Source organism: Candidatus Thiothrix putei (genome assembly GCA_029972225.1).
Lineage (GTDB): Bacteria > Pseudomonadota > Gammaproteobacteria > Thiotrichales > Thiotrichaceae > Thiothrix > Thiothrix putei.
Genome location: CP124756.1, coordinates 1,932,700 through 1,951,176, shown reverse-complemented (window position 1 = coordinate 1,951,176; position 18,477 = coordinate 1,932,700). Strand labels below are relative to the sequence as shown.

The 18,477-nt window shown below is 49.6% G+C and carries 19 protein-coding genes; 1 reads left to right on the top strand and 18 read right to left on the bottom strand.

All coding sequences use genetic code 11. From position 1 onward, the window contains the following. Positions 1-13: 13 nt before the first annotated feature. Positions 14-949: an IS1595 family transposase gene (locus tag QJT81_10120; protein ID WGZ96291.1), complete on the bottom strand. Its 936-nt coding sequence runs from the start codon at positions 947-949 to the stop codon at positions 14-16. Between the two features lie 15 nt (positions 950-964). After that, positions 965-1,315: a hypothetical protein gene (locus QJT81_10115; GenBank protein ID WGZ96290.1), complete on the bottom strand. Its 351-nt coding sequence runs from the start codon at positions 1,313-1,315 to the stop codon at positions 965-967. 276 nt (positions 1,316-1,591) lie between these two features. Between QJT81_10115 and ppk1 the strand changes: the two genes are divergently transcribed. Next, positions 1,592-3,676 (top strand): polyphosphate kinase 1, encoded by a 2,085-nt coding sequence (ppk1, locus tag QJT81_10110; protein ID WGZ96289.1) that lies wholly within the window; start codon positions 1,592-1,594, stop codon positions 3,674-3,676. Here ppk1 and rnhB read toward each other — a convergent pair. The 16 genes from rnhB to rpsB form a co-directional block, all read right to left on the bottom strand. After that, the gene (gene rnhB / locus QJT81_10105) at positions 3,673-4,239 is read right to left on the bottom strand and encodes a ribonuclease HII (protein WGZ96288.1); all 567 of its coding nucleotides are present in this window, start codon (positions 4,237-4,239) and stop codon (positions 3,673-3,675) included. The two genes, ppk1 and rnhB, sit on opposite strands and share 4 nt — an antisense overlap. After that, a complete protein-coding gene (locus tag QJT81_10100) occupies positions 4,239-4,778 on the bottom strand; it encodes a hypothetical protein (protein ID WGZ96287.1) in 540 nt (179 codons plus the stop codon). The genes rnhB and QJT81_10100 overlap by 1 nt, the downstream gene beginning before the upstream one ends. Before the next feature lie 12 nt (positions 4,779-4,790). Further along, positions 4,791-5,945 (bottom strand): lipid-A-disaccharide synthase, encoded by a 1,155-nt coding sequence (lpxB, locus tag QJT81_10095; GenBank protein ID WGZ96286.1) that lies wholly within the window; start codon positions 5,943-5,945, stop codon positions 4,791-4,793. 3 nt (positions 5,946-5,948) lie between these two features. Continuing rightward, on the bottom strand, positions 5,949-6,728 hold the full coding sequence (lpxA, locus tag QJT81_10090; protein ID WGZ96285.1) for an acyl-ACP--UDP-N-acetylglucosamine O-acyltransferase: 780 nt from the start codon (positions 6,726-6,728) through the stop codon (positions 5,949-5,951). Next, positions 6,725-7,177, bottom strand: coding sequence for a 3-hydroxyacyl-ACP dehydratase FabZ (gene fabZ / locus QJT81_10085; protein ID WGZ96284.1), 453 nt, complete (start codon positions 7,175-7,177; stop codon positions 6,725-6,727). The genes lpxA and fabZ overlap by 4 nt, the downstream gene beginning before the upstream one ends. Before the next feature lie 6 nt (positions 7,178-7,183). Further along, the gene (gene lpxD / locus QJT81_10080; GenBank protein ID WGZ96283.1) at positions 7,184-8,173 is read right to left on the bottom strand and encodes a UDP-3-O-(3-hydroxymyristoyl)glucosamine N-acyltransferase; all 990 of its coding nucleotides are present in this window, start codon (positions 8,171-8,173) and stop codon (positions 7,184-7,186) included. A gap of 5 nt (positions 8,174-8,178) precedes the next feature. Then, a complete protein-coding gene (locus QJT81_10075) occupies positions 8,179-8,754 on the bottom strand; it encodes an OmpH family outer membrane protein (GenBank protein ID WGZ96282.1) in 576 nt (191 codons plus the stop codon). A 3-nt stretch (positions 8,755-8,757) separates the two neighbouring features. Beyond that, on the bottom strand, positions 8,758-11,010 hold the full coding sequence (gene bamA, locus QJT81_10070; GenBank protein ID WGZ96281.1) for an outer membrane protein assembly factor BamA: 2,253 nt from the start codon (positions 11,008-11,010) through the stop codon (positions 8,758-8,760). A 41-nt stretch (positions 11,011-11,051) separates the two neighbouring features. Then, on the bottom strand, positions 11,052-12,428 hold the full coding sequence (rseP, locus tag QJT81_10065; GenBank protein WGZ96280.1) for an RIP metalloprotease RseP: 1,377 nt from the start codon (positions 12,426-12,428) through the stop codon (positions 11,052-11,054). 3 nt (positions 12,429-12,431) lie between these two features. Next, entirely contained in the window at positions 12,432-13,607 is a 1,176-nt protein-coding gene (gene ispC, locus QJT81_10060; GenBank protein ID WGZ96279.1) for a 1-deoxy-D-xylulose-5-phosphate reductoisomerase, read from the bottom strand. Beyond that, complete coding sequence (locus QJT81_10055; protein WGZ96278.1) at positions 13,597-14,415, bottom strand: phosphatidate cytidylyltransferase; 819 nt, start codon at positions 14,413-14,415, stop codon at positions 13,597-13,599. The genes ispC and QJT81_10055 overlap by 11 nt, the downstream gene beginning before the upstream one ends. Continuing rightward, positions 14,408-15,157 (bottom strand): polyprenyl diphosphate synthase, encoded by a 750-nt coding sequence (gene uppS / locus QJT81_10050; protein WGZ96277.1) that lies wholly within the window; start codon positions 15,155-15,157, stop codon positions 14,408-14,410. Before uppS ends, QJT81_10055 begins: the two co-directional genes overlap by 8 nt. 46 nt (positions 15,158-15,203) lie before the next feature. Further along, the gene (gene frr / locus QJT81_10045) at positions 15,204-15,761 is read right to left on the bottom strand and encodes a ribosome recycling factor (protein ID WGZ96276.1); all 558 of its coding nucleotides are present in this window, start codon (positions 15,759-15,761) and stop codon (positions 15,204-15,206) included. A gap of 4 nt (positions 15,762-15,765) precedes the next feature. Continuing rightward, positions 15,766-16,500 (bottom strand): UMP kinase, encoded by a 735-nt coding sequence (pyrH, locus tag QJT81_10040; GenBank protein ID WGZ96275.1) that lies wholly within the window; start codon positions 16,498-16,500, stop codon positions 15,766-15,768. Between the two features lie 104 nt (positions 16,501-16,604). Then, on the bottom strand, positions 16,605-17,501 hold the full coding sequence (tsf, locus tag QJT81_10035; GenBank protein WGZ96274.1) for a translation elongation factor Ts: 897 nt from the start codon (positions 17,499-17,501) through the stop codon (positions 16,605-16,607). Between the two features lie 30 nt (positions 17,502-17,531). Next, the gene (rpsB, locus tag QJT81_10030) at positions 17,532-18,302 is read right to left on the bottom strand and encodes a 30S ribosomal protein S2 (GenBank protein WGZ96273.1); all 771 of its coding nucleotides are present in this window, start codon (positions 18,300-18,302) and stop codon (positions 17,532-17,534) included. Positions 18,303-18,477: the final 175 nt, after the last annotated feature.

Sequence of the window (18,477 nt, the reverse complement as noted above, 5' to 3'; positions counted from 1 at the left end):
GCGTTTCAGGGTCTTATCCCAACAGCAGCGAAAGCAAGGACTGTAAGGCAGCTTGCCCCCGTTTCCTGATGTTGTGAAGAGACTCGAAGAATGCAAGGTAACACGGTAGCTTTTCTTGTGAGATCCCCCGATGAGGTCGTAACCATGAGCGTAACAGTGACCAAAAACCTTCCATCGTATTGACGTGGACTTCATGGAAACCGTCACCATCTTCGTCACGGGCATATTCGCCTGCGCCATGGTTGACGGTTTTGTGGGCATAGCCCCATTCTTCCAATCGGCTGTAAATGTTGTACTCATCGGTGTAGACCAGCGTGCCTGCTGCCACCGTTTCCACAATCAACGGCTTGATCGTCGTCTGTTTCACATTCGCCAGCATACGGATCACGACCTCCCCGGAACGCTGGATCATGCCGAAAATGGGTGGTTTGTCCTTTTCCAGTGTCCCACGCCCCGGCGCACCTTTCAGGGCGCGGCGGCGACCTTCACGCCCAGCATCCGCGACGGCTTCGGGGTTTCCCTTGTGTCCAGCCTTGACATAAACCTCATCAAATTCAACATTCCCAAACAGGTTTACTGGCGTTTTTTTCTCGACACCACGCCGTAACTGTTCCGTCATCGCCTGAACATCATCCTTGTTCAACCCCAATTCGCGGGCGATTTGTTGGTTGGACAGGTTCAACGACATCAGGTACAGGCACAACACCCACACCTTCAGCGGCTGGTGGTGGCCTTCAAACACCGTGCCCGTCAGGTCATCAAAACGCTTTTGGCAATCCTTACACTGGTAACGCTGGCGTTCCTGCTGGGTGTCATCCTTGCCTCGACGGATAGTGTCCTGTGAACCGCAGTGCGGACAAATCACCCCATTAGGCCAACGCACGGAACGGACTTGCTCGAAACAGGCGGCATCACTGGTCAGGCTGGAAATACTGATGAGCGAGCTCATAAAGCCTCTCCTTGGCTATCGGAAATGACTAACTTTACCGCTATCCATCACGTTTGCAATGCCGGGGAAAACAAGACCCTGAAACGCATATTGAGCCTCTTTCATAATGTGGCGTGGCAATTCGCGACTTTCCAGCCCTGTTGCCAAAACACGCCCCAGCAACGAACCGTTGCGTAGTTCATCGACTTGCACATCCGCCAGCTTATTGATACCAGCAAGTTTGCGAGCACGTTCAATATCGCTGGAAGGCACAACCTTACTAACACGCAACGACAAAAAACGCTCAATAATAATCGCTAATGCAATAATCGAACTCAGAATCAGGGGGAACATCATAATCCCGCCAGATTTGACTAATTCAAACATATCTAATCATGCCTCATTTTTTTATGATTCAGCCCACATGGTGTATGATTGGTAACTGTTAATACAACTATACCAATAAAACCTTTACACAGTGTACTGTCGATCATGAGAATAACAACAACTGCCCCTGTAAACCTGCCGTCGTTACCGTTGCGCTATCTTTGGCGTTTGGGCGAAGATGACCATCTACGCACAAACTGTAATCAAACTGTCACATCTTGCGTCTATGGTTGCACGCCATCACCAACAATACCGAACACGGAACAGGATGTTATCATGCAGGAAAATGCTGCACCCGACCTGAATAACCCCGATTACTACCTCAATCGCGAACTCAGCCTGCTTGCCTTTAACCGCCGCGTCATGGAGCTGGCGCAAGACCCGCGTGTACCGCTACTGGAACGTCTGCGCTTTCTGTGTATTTCCAGTGCGAATATGGATGAGTTTTTTGAAGTCCGGGTAGCCAGTCTCAAGCAACAGTTGCAACTGGATGTCGCCTCCATTGGTGCAGATGGCTTAACCCCGACGGCAGCATTGAGGCAAATTACGACCACGGCACACGCACTGGTTGAATCCCAATACAAACTGTTGAACGAATCCATCATTCCTGCGCTGCGCCAAGAAGGCATTTACTTTGTACGTCGTACCCATTGGGATGAACGGCAACTGGCTTGGCTATCGGATTATTTCGACCGCGAACTCATGCCCTTGTTGAGTCCACTGGGGCTAGACCCCGCGCACCCGTTCCCTAATGTCATCAATAAAAGCCTGAATTTCATTATCAGCTTGCAAGGTACGGATGCCTTCGGGCGTGAAATTGATACCGCCATTGTGCAAGCACCGCGCAGTTTGCCACGCATTATCCGTCTGCCCGAAGGCATGGCTGCCAGCAATGACAGTTTCGTGTTCCTTTCTTCCATCTTGCACGCTTTTATTGATCGGCTGTTCCCCGGCATGGAAGTGTTGGGCTGCTACCAATTCCGCCTCACCCGCAACAGCAATATGTACGTGGATGAGGAAGAAGTCGACGATCTGTTGCAAGCCATGCAAGGCGAATTGCCGCAACGCAATTACGGCGCGGTGGTGCGTTTGGAAGTCGCCGACCATTGCCCAACGGACAATATCGAATACCTGATGGAACAATTCCACCTGTGTGAACAGGATGTTTACAACGTCAATGGCCCAGTCAACCTTAACCGCTTAATGGCCATTGCCGATTTGGTGGATCGCCCTGACTTGCGCTTTCCACCGTTCCGCCCTGCCCCATCGGTCGCTGAGCGCCACCCGGATTTGTTTGAACGCATCAAACACAGCGATGTCTTGATGCATCACCCTTACCAAAGTTTCCAAACGGTGCTGGATTTTATTGAGCAAGCCGCCAAAGACCCCAATGTATTGGCGATTAAAATGACGCTGTACCGCACCAGCAAACAATCCGAACTGGTCAAGCACCTGATTCGGGCAGCACGCTTAGGCAAAGAAGTCACGGTGGTAGTCGAATTGCGGGCGCGTTTCGATGAAGAAGCCAATATCGGGCTTGCCAATCAATTGCAGAATGCCGGGGCGCACGTGGTGTATGGCGTGGTGGGTTACAAAACCCATGCGAAACTGTGTCTAGTGGTGCGGCGCGAAGGTCAACACTTACGCCGTTACGCCCACCTTGGCACAGGCAACTATCACCCCGGCACGGCACGGATTTACACCGATTTTGGTTTGCTCACCTGTCAAGCAGACATGACCGAAGACGTGCACAAAGTCTTCCACATGCTCACGGGCCTGGGGCGAATGCGCGACCTGAAATATTTGCTGGAAGCGCCATTCACCTTGCACCTCGCGATCATGGATAAAATCCAGCGTGAAACCCAACACGCCTTAGCAGGTAAGCCCGCGTTGATCCGCGCTCGCATGAATGCCTTGATTGAACCGCAAACGATTAGCGCTTTGTATCAAGCCTCGCAAGCGGGTGTAAGGGTGGAATTGGTGGTACGCGGGGTGTGTTGCCTGCGCCCCGGCATTGCGGGCATTTCCGAAAATATTCATGTGCGCTCGGTCATGGGGCGGTTTTTAGAACACCCACGGGTGTTTTATTTCCAGAATGCCGGTGATGAGGAATTGTATTGTTCCAGTGCGGATTGGATGCCGCGTAATTTCTTCCGCCGCGTGGAAGTGGCTTTCCCGATTCTGGATCAGAAACTGCGGCAACGGATTATTCACGAAGCATTTGAATTGCACTTGCAAGACAATACGCAGGCGTGGGAATTGCAGGCTGATGGCACATACTTGCGCCAACAACCTGAGGGGGAGGAAGCCGCAGCTATTAACGCTCAACAGCAACTCTTAAAACTGCTGGGCAATGGTTAAGACGCTGCGAGCGTTTGCCTGACCGGTGCAAAGCTACGTCGATGAATCGGCGTAGCGCCAAACTCACGCAATGCCGCTAAATGTGCCGCCGTTCCATAGCCTTTGTGTTTAGCAAACCCGTATTGTGGGTAAATCGCATCCAATGCCACCAACTCCGCATCACGCACCACTTTTGCCAGAATCGACGCCGCACTGATTTCCGCTACCGTTGCATCCCCACCGACAATTGCCTGCATCGCATACGTCGATACGGGGCAACGATTACCATCAATTTTGACCAAATCGGGCTGAATCGCCAAACCTTCTAATGCCCGTTGCATCGCTAAAAATGTTGCTTGCAAAATATTGATCTGATCAATTTCTTCTACTTCCGCCCGTCCTAAGCTCCATGCTAAGGCTTTGGCCCGAATCTCAACCGCCAACTGCTCACGACGCTTTGCCGTGAGTTTTTTGGAGTCATTCAAGCCAACGATTGGCTGGTTTGGGTCAAGAATAACCGCAGCCGCCACTACTGCACCTGCCAATGGCCCTCGCCCCACCTCATCCACGCCCGCAACCACCATTAGGCTTTTCTCAACACAAAGACAGAAGCTGGGGGAATATTGAAAAAGACCGTACTCACCCGTTGCACCTTAAAACCTTCACGTTGTAAACGCTCAAACAAACGAATTTGCCTAATAAAGGGTGTATAACTCATCTGCACAATCGTCGAACCACTATTGAGCGCATCGCGGAACTGTTCCACCAACTTTTCAGAATAAAACGGCCCGGTCACCGGCATACACGACACCATGATGCAATTGGCTAAGCCTGCGTCACTGTTATCAATCGGCAGGGTGAAAAAATCTTGTGCCAGTAACGGCGTATTTACACCAAAACGCTCATGAAACTGACGCACAAACGCTGGGTGCTTTTCCACAAAGGAAAATGGCACAGGTGTTTGCATGAAGTATTGCGCCACCACCCCGCTACCCGTGCCAATAAAAATACCGCGTGTATAGTGAGAAAAGTAGCGTGCCGCCACTTCAAACATTTTTGCGCCAAATTGATCACTGGAACTGATAACAGAGCCAGTGTGTTTAAGTTTGGTAAGGTAGACCATGGTGTCGTGTCTCTACGATTTTTTAACCGAAAAATGGGTAAGAATGGCATTAGCGGCACTGGCACTCGCGTTTTGGCGCAGTTGTGCGTGTAATGCTTGAAAACGTTGCAGAATGTAGCGTTGGCGTTCAACAGGTAGGGTAAACAAATTTTCTACTGCCTGCACAAGATTCAACGGGGTGACCTGCTCTTGAAGCAGTTCTGTTACCAACGCCTCATTAGCCAAGTTGTTGGGCAAGGTCACAAAACGAACTTTCAACAAATGGAAGGTACGAATCAACCACGCCGTCAACGGGGCAACGCGATACGCGGCGATCATCAAACGACCAGCTAACATGCCTTCCAACACCGCTGTACCGGACGCTAACACGATATAATCAGCCGCTTGCATCAAGGTACGCGATTGCCCATCTAACACGGTGAGACTAAGATCAGGCGCTACTTGTTGACGTATCGCCTCTAATTCTTGCCGTAACCGTGGCGTTGCAGCCGGTGCCACCAAACATAAATCAGGGTGACGCTGCTGCAATTGCCAAGCCGCTCGCAAAAAATCAGGGGCAAGACGGCGCACTTCCCCACTGCGACTACCCGGTAAAATAGCCAGAATACGCTGACGGCACGGCAAATCCAACTGTTCGCGGGCTAGTTCACGACTCGCATCAAACGCCACTTCGTCTGCAAGGGGATGCCCGACAAACTCAGCCGTCATGCCATGTTCACGGTAAAAATCCACTTCAAATGGAAACAACGTTAGCATTAAATCAATATTGCCACGCATGTTGCGCACCCGTTTAGCCCGCCACGCCCATACAGAAGGACTCACGTAATGCACGGTAGGAATACCTAAAGCGTGTAATTTGGCTGCAAGCGGTAAGTTAAAATCAGGTGCATCCACGCCAATGAATAAGTCGGGGGGATTTGCCTGCCAATGCCGTAACAACTGATGACGGATAGACAGCAGCTCCGGCAAATGTGCTAAAACCTCTACCAACCCCATAACGGAGAGTTTTTCTAAGGGAAATAAGCTTTGGCAACCCGCTGCTTGCATTTCACTGCCTGCAATGCCTTCAAATTCAAGCTCAGGAATACACTGACGTAAAGCAAGAATCAAACGCGCCGCCAGCAAATCACCTGACGTTTCCCCAGCAATGATGGCAATACGCTTCATGCGTTAACGAATCAGCCCCCGCTGACTATTATGGCAAAAATCAAGCAGTAAGCGAATATCAGGGTATTCACCGTAATCCACGTCAATTTTGGCGAGTGCTTCCTGAGTCGTCAGGTTGTGGCGGTAAAGAATGCGGTGTGCTTCCTTAATGCGGTGAATCGCATCCATGCTGTAACCACGGCGTTTCAAACCTTCCAGATTGATACTGCGCGGTTCAGCGGGTGCGCCTGTCACCATGGTATAAGGGGGAACGTCCTTGCCGATAGCTGACCCCATCCCCGTAAAAGCATGTTCGCCAATGGTGCAAAACTGGTGAACCAAGGTAAATCCACCTAAAATCACCCAGTCACGAATCTCTACGTGTCCGGCTAAGGTCGCACTATTCGCAAAAATAGTGTTATTGCCAATGATGCAATCGTGGGCAATATGGACATAAGCCATAATCCAGTTGTCATTACCAATGACGGTTTTGCCTTTATCCTGCGCTGTCCCGCGATTCAAGGTACAACATTCACGGATCACATTGCGATCACCGATGATCAATTCGGTAAGTTCACCGTTAAACTTCTTATCCTGAGGCGCTGCCCCAACCGAGGCAAACTGGTAAATCTGGTTTTCCGCACCAATGCGTGTTGGCCCCTCAATCACCACATGCGAACCAATACGTGTCGCACGACCGACGCTGACATCAGCACCGATCACGCTATACGCCCCCACTTCCACACCCTCAGCCAGTTGCGCAGCAGGGTGCACAATCGCCGTGGGATGAATCAGGCTACTCAAGCAACCGTCTCTTTTTTCGCCGCACACATGAGTTCAGCCGACACCGCAAGCTTACCATCGACCCGTGCTTCGGCATTGAAAACCCACATAATGCCTTTACGCTTCACTAATTCAACCTTCATCACCAACTGATCACCGGGGACAACCGCTTGCTTGAAACGGGCTTTATCCACGGCTACCAACAAGTATAAGGTATCGTTTTGCGGTTCCTCTCCCATGGTGCGGAAACCAAGCAAACCGGTTGCCTGCGCCAACGCCTCAATAATGAGCACACCCGGCATAATTGGCTGGTGTGGAAAATGCCCGTTGACCCACGGCTCATTCACCGTCACGTTTTTAATCGCGGTCAAAGATTTGCCGACTTCATAGTCCAACACCCGATCGACCAATAAAAACGGGTAACGGTGCGGCAAGTAATTTCTAATTTTTTCAACGTTCATTGTGCCCATTGCGGTTCAAGTACTCCCTTTATTTTGTAAAGCCGTTAGTTGTTTTTCCAACTCCTGTAAACGGCGAGCTAACGTATCCAACTGGTTAAAACGCACTGCGTTCTTACGCCAGACAGCATTTTCCTCTATTGTTGTGCCGGAAGAATATACCCCTGGTTTGGTAATCGAATGCGAAACCATGCTTGTACCTGTTACTACCACATGATCCGTGATACTCAAATGCCCTGCAATCGCGCACATGCCTGCAATTTGACAATACCTGCCAATCTGCACACTACCCGCAACCGCAGTGCAGGCAGCCATCGCGGTGTAATCACCAATCTGGGTGTTATGCCCGATCTGAATCAGGTTATCGAGTTTCACGCCATTACCAATCACGGTTGATCCCATCGCCGCACGGTCAATCGTCGTGTTTGCACCTATCTCGACATCATCGCCAACCACCACATTACCGATCTGCGGAATCTTAAACCATGTTTTCTGATCGGGAGCAAACCCGAAGCCATCAGCACCTAAGACTGCACCAGAATGAATGATACAGCGTTTGCCAATGCGCGTATCCGCATACAAGGTAACGTTAGCGTGCAGCCAGCTCCCATCACCAATGACACAACCATCACCAATAACACAACCAGCTTCAATCACTACATCTGCGCCTAGCTCAACCCCGTCACCGATCACCACACTAGGGTGAATCAGCACCGTAGGGCGCGTAACCGGGTACAGCAGAGTCACGACTTTCGCATAAGCAAGATAAGGATTCGGGTTAACGAGACAGTTACCCTGATAGATTTGCGCCATATCGGGCGGCAAAATTAACGCACTGGCTTCAGACGTTTGTAAATAATGCCGGTATTTGGCATCACGAATGTAGCTGAGGTCGCCTGACACGGCTTTCTCAATGGAAGCAACTGAATACAAGCGTAACTGAGCATCACCTCGTATATCAGAATCTGTGTATTCTGCTAATTCCTGTAACGAGAAACCCTTTGGCATGGCTTTCATTCCTGTTTACCCGCAGGAGGCTCTAACGTCTGTTGCGCTTGAAACTTTTGTTCCAAATGCAACATAACTTTGGCAGTAATATCAATACGGTCACTGGCAACAATGTAATTACTTTCGCGCAACACGATGTCGATTTTCTCTTGCTCACGTACCTCACCAATAGCTTGAATAATACCTGCTTGCAAGGTATCGATGGCCATATCACGAGCACTGCGCACTGCCTCACGGAAATCTTCCATTTCACGGGTATATTTGCGCTGTAAGTCACGCAATTCACGCTGACGCTGTACTTTTTCTGCTTCAGACAACACACCTGCTTCGCTACGGGCAGTCAACTCATCTTCTAATTGACGAATAGCTTTTTGATCAGCCTCCAATTTTTGCTCACGCGGCACAAAATCCCACTTCAATTTAGCGTCTGCTGCTTTCGACTGCGGCGCGTTTTCAAGCAAACTGGCAACATCCACAATGGCAATGCGCACGGAATGTTGAGCAGCCACCTCATCGACTGCCACCACAGGCTGACCCCAAAGAATCAGCACCCACAACCATAACGCACTGGCTTTTAGCATGATTTAGAACGACGCCCCAATACTGAATTGTACTTTTTGCTCTTTATCACCGTCTTCAGCATTCAAGGGTTTAGCGTAACTAACCTCGAACGGGCCAATCGGTGACAACCACACCGCGCCCACACCTGCTGAGTAACGTAATTCATCCGCTTTAAAGTCGCCGGTATCATTGAAGACATTACCAGCATCCACAAAAGTGCTCATTTTGAGACCTTTGACATCTTCAGCCAAGGGAACCGGGAACTGGACTTCAGCCGTCGCTGTTACCGACAAATCGCCCCCGGTAGGGTCATCCTTCTCATCACGTGACCCTAGGGAACTTTGCTCAAAGCCACGCACACTGTTGATACCACCTGCATAATACTTATCGAAAAACGGTAAACTATCGAGATCACCGCCGGTATTACTGCTGCCAACTTTACCTTTCACCGCGAAAGTTACATTGTCAGTCACCGGCTTATAGGCAGCACCATCATAGCTTAACTTCTGGTACTGCAAATCACTGCCCGGCGCTGCTGCTTGCAAAGAGACCCGATGACGCTGACCTTCTGTGGGGAACACAGTACGGTTGCGGGTATCGTGCACATAACTCACTGTTACCGGTAATTGGGTATATTCATCCCCATTGCTTGCCACAAAGTCTTTAATGCGCTGGGCTGGATCGCTACCAAGAACAATTTCACGCTTCTCAGCACCGACGCTGGCATACACAGAATCATGTTCACTCAATGGCACAGTGTAATTAACGCTACCACCGTAACGGTTGGATGCATAGCTCGAAATATCTTCTGCCTCTGCATCGTATTCCTTGTAATAGGTACTAAAACCACGGCTGATACCATCCGGTGTATAGTAAGGATTGGTGTAACCGATGCTGTAATTTTTGTTGACCTTGCTGTTATCAACGTTTACATCCAGCTTTTTACCCGTCCCCATGAAGTTGTCTTGATTCAGGTTGACGTTGAACAATACCCCTTGCGATTGGGAATAGCCTGCGCCCACCCGAAACTGGTTAGAGGAACGCTCCTTCACGGTTACAATCAGGTCAACTTGGTCATTAGTACCTGCTACTGGCTCGACTTCAATGGTTGCTTCTTCAACATACGGTAAACGTTGCAAACGGGTTTTAGAACGCTCTACCTGTTCTTTTGAGAACCATGAACTTTCTACCTGACGCAATTCACGGCGATAGACTTCATCCTTGGTACGGTTATTCCCGCGAATGTCGATACGCCGCACATAAGTGCGCTTACCCTGATCGACTGACAACAAGATACCCACTTGCTTATTGGCTTCATCAAAATCAGGGGTTGCTGCAACCTTGGTGAATGCATAGCCTTGCGCACCGAGCTTGTTGGACAAGTTTTTGCGCGTTTCCTCCAAGGCTTTTTGCGAAAAGACTTCGCCCTTACGCAATTTAACCGCTTCACCCAATTGCTCTGGTGACAAGCCCGGATTGCCTGCCACGCTGACATTGCCGATACGGTACTGATCACCTTCGTTAACACTGACATTCAGAAAAATATTCTTCTTGTCCGGTGACATCGACACATCAGCCGAAGTGATTTCAAAATTGATATAGCCACGATCACGGTAAAAACTGTTCAGCGCATCCAAATCTGCCATCAGCTTTTCTTTGGAATACTGGTCACTATCGCTCAAAAAAGGAATAGAAAATGCGCCGCGTGGCCCAGACTCCAATTGTTTCAACAATACAGACTCTGGAAAGGCTTTATTGCCGATAATATTGACTTTCTGAATACGGGCAACATTACCTTCATTGATATTAATCTTAACCGCTACTCGGTTACGTGGCAGCGCTTCAATGGTGGTCTTAATGTCAACACCGTAATGCCCCATGCCTTGATACTGCTCTTCCAGTTCACGCTGAATCGTTGCCAAAGCGGCTTTATCGAGCGTGTCACCTTTGCTGATATTGCGCAGTTTCAAGACCTCCATCAGCTTCTCAGTGGGAATCTTGCGATTACCGGTGATCGTTAACTCACCGATGGCAGGACGTTCCACCACGTTTACCACCAACACATCACCACGGCGACCCAGTTGCACATCTTCAAACAAACCGGTCTGGAACAACGAACGGATAGCCTCCGCCGATTGTGCATCGTTGAACTGTTCACCAACACGAGCTGGCAGGTAATTCAGCACAGTACCCGCCGCAATACGCTCTAAACCATTCACTTCAATGTCGCGTACTACAAAGGCAGCAGCCCAGGCAGCTTGAGAAACAGCCAACAAACAGCTTACCGCTGAAATTACAAGTGTGTGTTTTTTCATAATTAATTTAATAACCGTGTAATGTCATTATACAAAGCAAGCACCATCAGTCCGCCAATGATTGCCATTCCCACCCGGAAACCTACCGCTTCCGTTTCTGCCGACACAGGACTACCTTTTATCCACTCAAGCAGATAATAAAACAAATGCCCACCATCCAACATCGGGATAGGCAATAAGTTCAATACCCCAAGGCTAATGCTCACAATCGCGAGAAAACCAAGGTAAACCGTAAAACCAATCGAAGCAGTAACACCCGCATATTGCGCGATAGTCACCGGGCCACTGATATTATTCAACGAAACTTCACCTGTCAGCATTCGTCCCATTAATTTTAATGTCACCACGGACATTTGCCAGGTTTTTTCCACACCGCGCCCTAAAGACTCCACCAAACCATACGACTGGGTGAAATATACTTGCTCACGCAAACTGGCAGGTGGGGGGGCTAATTGCGCCCCGATGGTTGCGGTTGTGACACCACTGGCTGGGTTAATCCGTGGCGTGATATTCAAGGTATGAATATTGCCTGCACGCTCCACCGTTAATGTCACTGGCTGGTCAGCATGTTGCTGAATATATTCAATGAAAACACGCCCGTTCGTCGGCTTAAGCGTATCTATTTGCAAGATTTTATCGTTCGCTTGTAAACCTGCTTGTGCAGCGGGCGTATCGGGTAATACTGCATGAACCACCACATCGTAAGGTGGCAACCAAGGATTCAAACCTAGCTTATCCAATGCTCCGGCTTTTTCCTTAAACATCGCCACACCCGTAAGATTTAACTCACGTTGTACCGCTGTACCCTCTTGCGTTTTGGCACTGAGTAGCAATTGTGGCGATTTCAGGTATTCCTCAATCAACAACATGCGCATATCTTCCCATGAAGTCGTCGCAATACCGTTAATTGCCGTGACCTCATCACCGGGCTGGAACCCTGCCAACGCCATCGGGGAATCTTTCACCACATCGACATACGGGCGCATCGCATCCTGACCGATCATATTCACCATCGCATAAATCAGGATAGCCAGAATAAAGTTAGCCATGGGGCCTGCGACCACAATCGCCGCACGCTTCCACAATTTTTGACGATTAAACGCACGCGGCAAATCATGCTCAGGAATTTCGCCACCTTCCTCACACTCACGTTCATCGAGCATTTTAACGTAGCCACCAAACGGTAATGCTGCTACCACGTATTCAATCTGATCGGAGTCTTTGGAAACACGCCGCCACAGCGGTTTGCCAAAACCAACCGAGAAACGCAATACTTTGACGCCCAGCTTGCGGGCGACCCAGAAATGCCCGAATTCGTGTACTGTTACCAGTAGACCAATCGCGACGAGAAATGCAGGAATTATGATCAACAAGTTCATGATTTAATGTATTTTCTTGCTTTTTATCCAAGATAGTGAACGCAAACGGCTTTCCTCATCCTGAATAAGTATTTCTTCGAGGTTCATCGGTGTGCCTGTGGATGCCTGAAGCATCACATCCTTTACCAGTATCGGAATATCGGTAAACCCGATTTCCCGCTCCAAAAAGGCTTTAACTGCCACTTCATTTGCCGCATTCAGTGCAATCGTGGCATAACCACCGCGCACATGGGCATCGTAAGCCAGTTGCAGGCACGGAAAACGTTCCCTGTCCGGCTGCTCAAAATCCAGCCTTGCGGTAGCAAACAAATCCAACGGTGCTACCCCTGACGCTAAGCGCTCAGGCCACCCCAACGCATACGCAATCGGGGTACGCATATCCGGGTTGCCCAACTGAGCCAACACCGAACCATCATTATAGGACACCATCGAATGAATGGTACTTTGCGGGTGTACGACCACCTCCACACGCTCGGCTGGCAGACCAAATAACCAGCAAGCCTCAATCACTTCCAAACCTTTGTTCATCAAGGTCGCAGAATCTACCGAAATCTTTTGCCCCATCGACCAATTGGGGTGTGCTACTGCCTGTTCGGGGGTAATGTCATACAAATCGTGAGCAGCCCATGTACGGAAAGGACCGCCAGAAGCCGTCAGCAAAATCTTTTCTACCCCGTTCCTACCATCACTAGGTAGACACTGAAACACCGCGTTATGTTCGCTATCAATCGGCAACAATTCCGCGCCATGTTCACGCACTGCGTCAATGAATAACTGCCCCGACATTACCAATGCTTCTTTATTCGCCAACATTACCCGCTTACCTGCACGTGCAGCCGTTAACGTTGGTACTAAACCCGCCGCGCCGACAATGGCTGCCATCACATAATCGGTATCAGGGCTGACAGCAACCGCATCCAAAGCTTCCGCGCCAGCCAACACTACCACGTCACTGCCTACTGCTTGCAAACGCTGTTCCAGCACTGCCGCTGCCACGGGATCGACCATCACCGCATAACGCGGCTGAAACTGCTGGCATTGCTCAAACAACTTATCCACATTGCTGTTGGCGGTCAAAGCAAACACATGGAAGCGCTCAGGGTGACGTGCCAATACATCCAAGGTACTTACCCCAATGCTGCCACTTGCACCTAAAATCGTAATGCCTTTAGATGCCACGATAAATCCCCAACCACAACAAACCCAGTACGAATAATGGTGCTGCTGCTAACAAGCTATCAATTCGATCCAGAATTCCACCGTGCCCAGGTAAAATTCGCCCACTGTCTTTCACCCCCGCCTCACGCTTCAACAAACTTTCAAACAAGTCACCGGCCACTGACATCAATACTACTAACATCGACAACACCATGAAAATAGTACTCTTACCCTCAGGAATATCCAGCCAGAAAACGGCAAGAGAGGCCCACACTGCTGTTGCAACCACCGCACCTGACACACCCTCCTTGGTTTTGCCGGGGCTTAAATCCGGTGCCAACTTATTTTTGCCAAACGCCCGACCGGTAAAATAAGCGGCGGTATCCGCCAGAGCAATTAACGTAATCAGATAGATCACGTAGTTGTAATGCATCACATGCAAATGCATCAACGCATACCAAGCAGGCAATAACACTAAAATGCCAGACAAACGCATCGCCAACGCATGTTTCTTATAAAAACCAGCATTGCGCGGGTAAATTTTCAGTGCCACTAACACGAGAAGCCACACCGGCACACTCACGGACAACACCCATACCGGGTCAGGTCGAATAAATACCAGCGGAATCGAAGCTGTTAGAATCATCATTGTGCCTGCCATGCGTTTTTCTGGCAGATAACATCCGGTCAATCCTGCCCATTCCCAAGCCCCCAAGCCAACAATGAACATTAATGAAAACAAGCCAAATAACTCGGTTGGCAAAAATCGAATACCGGCAAACACCAATAAAATCAGCACCAACCCCGTAATAACCCGTTGTTTAAGCATGTTTTCCTCCTGATACCTGCTCACCCGTCATTCCAAAACGCCGCTGCCGACGCGCAAAGTCCTGCAAGGCATCGCGCAAGCATTGCTCATCGAATTCCGGCCATAATACATCCGTGAAATACAATTCAGCGTATGCCAATTGCCACATCAAAAAGTTACTGATACGTTTTTCCCCACCTGTGCGAATAAACAAATCAGGTTCAGGTACACCATCTGTGGATAGCAAACGACTGAACGTTGCTTCATCTAACGTCGCAACATCCACTTCACCTTCTGCAATTTGGCTGGCAACAGTGCGTACCGCTTGCAAAATATCCCAACGCCCACCGTAATTCGCCGCAATTAGCAAGCGCATCCCGGTACAAGTCGCCGTCATCGCTTCAACTTGGTGAATTTTTTCCTGCAAACTAGCAGAAAAACCACTGCGATCACCAATAAAACACATTTTGACGTTATGCCGGAACAGCGCTGCCGCTTCACGTTCTAACGCAGACATAAACAGTGACATCAAACCGCTGACTTCCTCTTCCGGTCGCCGCCAATTTTCACTGCTAAAGGCAAACAGGGTTAGACATTCTACCCCTGCGTCACTGCACCCACGAATAACCTTGCGGGCAGACTCCACCCCACGATGATGCCCCATTAAACGAGGAAGATAACGTGCTTTTGCCCAGCGTCCGTTGCCATCCATCACGATAGCAACGTGCCGGGGAACCGCATCTTTTGGCGTTGTATTTGTCATTCAGGCCCCATGCCAATGCCACTTATTAACCAAGTGGCAGCAACAATCAAACTTCCATCAATTCTTTTTCTTTCTTTTCCAGCACGGCTTCCACTTCCTTAATGAAATGGTCAGTCAGTTTCTGGATCTCATCCGTAGCGCGGCGCTCTTCGTCTTCCGAAATTTCCTTTTCCTTGAGCAAGGCTTTGAAATCAGAGTTAGCGTCACGACGAATATTGCGAATAGCCACTCGCGCCCCTTCCGCTTCACCTTTTACCACTTTGACCAAATCGCGGCGGCGCTCTTCGGTCAATGCAGGCAAAGGTACACGAATCGCATTGCCATCATTCGCAGGGTTCAAACCAAGGTTAGAGGTCAAAATGGCTTTTTCAATCTTGGAGGCCATCTGCTTTTCCCATGGCACGACTTTCAAAGTACGCGCATCTTCGGTGCTGACATTCGCCACTTGGCTGAGAGGCACATCTGAACCGTAATAATCCACCGTGACCTGATCCAACAAACTGGGATGCGCACGACCAGTACGAATTTTAGTCAAATCATTGCGCAGGGCTTCAATGCTTTTCTGCATCCGCTGCTCTGCATCTTTTTTAATGTCTGCAATCATTACCTTAAACCTCAACCAAAGTCCCAATATTCTCACCGCAAACGATTGCAGCAAGCGCCCCCGGTGCGAACATATCGAACACACCCAAGGTCAGTTTATTGTCACGGCACATTACCATTGCCGTTAAGTCCATCACGCCTAATTGGCGCTGGATTGCTGTCTCGAAGGATAACCGATCAAAGCGTTTAGCCGCAGGATTTTTTTTCGGGTCAGCATCATAGATACCGTCCACTTTGGTCGCCTTCAGCAGCAAATCACATTGTAATTCAACCCCGCGTAAGCTGGCAGCCGTATCCGTCGTAAAAAAGGGATTACCACTGCCTGCTGCGCAAATAACGATGTCGCCCTGCTCCAAATAGCGGCGTGCCTGATGGGCGGAATAACGTTCGCCCACCTGATCAATACCCAATGCAGTCAACACCCGGCAATTACCCCCCAGTTTCTCGATAGCATCCTGCATGGCAAGGGAATTCATCACTGTCGCCAACATACCCATTTGGTCGCCACGCACCCGATCCATGCCTTTTTCTGCCAAGCCAGCACCACGGAACAAATTGCCGCCACCAATCACAATCGCGATTTGTACACCGGAACGTTGTACTGCAAGGGCTTCGCCTGCCACGCGGTACAGGATGTCAGGGTCGATGCCAGAGTCTTGGTTACCTAATAAGGCTTCACCACTGAGTTTTAACAAAATACGACGAAAACGGGGTTGAGGGCTGGAAGCTATAGATGACATAGGTACGCCTGCTGCTATTGGGTAAAATGGATGTATTTATACAGGTGACAGCAAAAAGGGGCAACCAGTGCCCCTTTTTGCGAGAAGAGCCGCTAGGCGCTTCGTTAGTTCCCTGCTGCTACTGCCGCTGCTTGTGCAGCCACTTCATCAGCAAAGTTTTCTTGTTTCTTTTCGATGCCTTCACCAACTTCCAGACGCACGAATTGGGCAATATTCGCACCTTTGGATGCCAGCAAATCACCAACGGTTTGATCAGGATTCATGACGAACGGCTGACCAACCAAGGTGATTTCGCCCAAGAATTTCTTCATGCGACCGACCACCATCTTTTCAGCGATGTCGCGTGGCTTACCGCTTTGCATGGCGATGTCGATCTGGATTTCACGTTCACGCTCAACCAATTCGGCAGGTACGCCAGACTCGTCTACACAAGCCGGGCGGCTGGCAGCAATGTGCATAGCAATATGCTTGCCCATTTCTGCTTCACCGTTTTCGATGCATACAACCACACCAATACGTGTACCGTGCAGGTATGAAGCGATTTGACCACACTCACCGGCGTGAACCAACTGGAAACGACGTACCTGAATATTTTCGCCAATTTTAGCGATCAGGGCAGTACGGTTTTCTTCTACGGTTTGACCATTTGGCAGTGTCAATGCAGACAAAGCCGCAACGTCAGCCGGTTGTGCTTTCAGCGTTGCCAAACCAACTGCATCGGCGAACTCAACAAAGTTGCTGTCATTCGCAACGAAGTCGGTTTCGCTGTTGATTTCAACGATAGCCGCCGTTTTTGCATCGTCAGCCAGTGCTACGATGACACGACCTTCCGCTGCCACACGACCGGCTTTCTTGTCAGCTTTCGCTGCACCGGATTTACGCATCAGGTCGATAGCCGCTTCCATGTCACCATTGGTTTCAGTCAGGGCTTTTTTGCATTCCATCATGCCTGCGCCAGTACGTTCGCGCAGTTCTTTCACCATTCCAGCAGTAATTGCCATTGGGATAACTCCTTGTTTGAACGGGCTGGCTTATTCGCCAGCAGCGTCGGTAGTCGTTGCGTCGTCAGCAGCCACTTCTTCCGTGCTGGCAGGTGCTTCAGGTTCTGGGGCAATAGCCGCCGCCGTGTGACCTTCGCTAACCGCATCAGAAGCAGCAGAAACATACAGTTGGATAGCACGGATCGCGTCATCGTTGCCCGGAATGACATAATCAACACCTTGCAGGGAGTTGTTAGTATCCACCACGCCGATAACCGGGATACCCAGCTTGTTAGCTTCTTGAACTGCAATTTTTTCGTAGCCTACGTCGATCACGAAAATCGCATCAGGCAGGCCACGCATGTCTTTGATACCGCCAAGGCTGCGCTCTAACTTTTCAGATTCGCGAGTCAGCATCAGCACTTCTTTTTTACCCAGCTTCTGAAAAGTGCCATCTTCAGCCATTTTTTCCAGATCTTTCAGGCGCTTGATGGATTGCTTAACGGTTTTAAAGTTAGTCAGCATCCCACCCAACCAGCGGTGGTTAACATAAGGCATTTTGCAAGCAGTTGCCGCATCCTGAACCGCTTCACGTGCCGAACGCTTCGTACCGACAAACATGATTTTGCCGCCTTTTGCTGCCAACTTACCGATAAAGTTGGTCGCATCATTAAACATTGGCAGTGTCTGCTCAAGGTTGATGATATGAATTTTGTTACGCTCACCAAAAATAAACTGACCCATTTTAGGGTTCCAGTAACGGGTCTGGTGACCGAAGTGAACGCCAGCTTCGAGCATTTGGCGCATGGTAACTTTAGGCATGATAAGCTCCTGTATGGGTTATGCCTCCATACATCCCAACAAACGCAACTTGTTTTTAAGGCAAGCACCCTGCGTGTCGTGTCGATGTATGTGTGGATTAAATGTAAAACTATTTGCGGAATTCGCGGGCGCTTTATACCATGAAACGCTTTTGAGTGCTACCGGGAACAACCAC